Below are 764 nucleotides of genomic sequence, written 5' to 3' on the forward strand. Positions count from 1 at the left end.
GAAAAGCGCAAGCTGCTCCAGATCGTGCTGTTCGGCCAGCCCGAGCTCAACCGCACGCTCGAACTCGACGCGATCCGCCAGCTGGCCCAGCGCATCACCTTCCACTACCACCTCGGCCCGCTCACGCGCGACGACATGGAGTATTACGTGGCGCACCGGTTGCGCGTGGCCGGCTTCACCGGCGCGCGCCTGTTCACGGCCGCCGCCGTCAAACGCCTGTACCGCGCCAGCGGCGGCATCCCGCGGCTGGTCAACATCCTGGCGCACAAGTCGCTGATGCTGTGCTACGGCCAGGGCCGGCAGCAGGTCAGCGGGGCCCATGTGGCAGCGGCCGCGCGCGACACGATCTCGAGCAGGCGGCGCCTGTGGCCGGCGCTGCTGGCCGCGATTTTTCCTGCCGGCAGCCGCCGGCGCTCTTACCTGGGCCTTGAGTAGATGAGTCTGATAAACAAGATGTTGCAGGACCTTGACGCGCGCGGCTCGCAGGCGGGCCCGGCGATGCAGGCGGACATCCGGCCGGTCGCCCATCCCGAGCGCGCGCCGGCCCAGCGCGCGCTGGTGCTGGGCCTGGCCGGCGCCGCGCTGGTGGCCGGCGGCGCGGCCGGCGGCTGGCTGTTTTTTAAGCGCCCGCAGGCCGCGCCCGAGGTGCCCGCGGCCGTGGTGAACGTGCTCAGGGTGCCGGTTCAACAGGTGGCGGCCGCGCCAACGCAGGCGGCCCGGCGCGCGCCCGATCCGGCCCCCGCGCCGGGCCCGATCATGATCGT

General features: G+C 72.5%; 1 protein-coding gene and 1 pseudogene. Both read left to right on the top strand.

What is annotated here, in order from left to right; genetic code table 11:
* On the top strand, positions 1–435 hold a 435-nt coding region (locus C7C56_RS14350; RefSeq protein WP_370660208.1), incomplete at its 5' end, for an ExeA family protein.
* A pseudogene (locus tag C7C56_RS14355) lies at positions 436–764 on the top strand (hypothetical protein); the annotation flags it as partial.

It is taken from the genome of Massilia glaciei, assembly GCF_003011895.2.
GTDB lineage: Bacteria > Pseudomonadota > Gammaproteobacteria > Burkholderiales > Burkholderiaceae_D > Telluria_A > Telluria_A glaciei.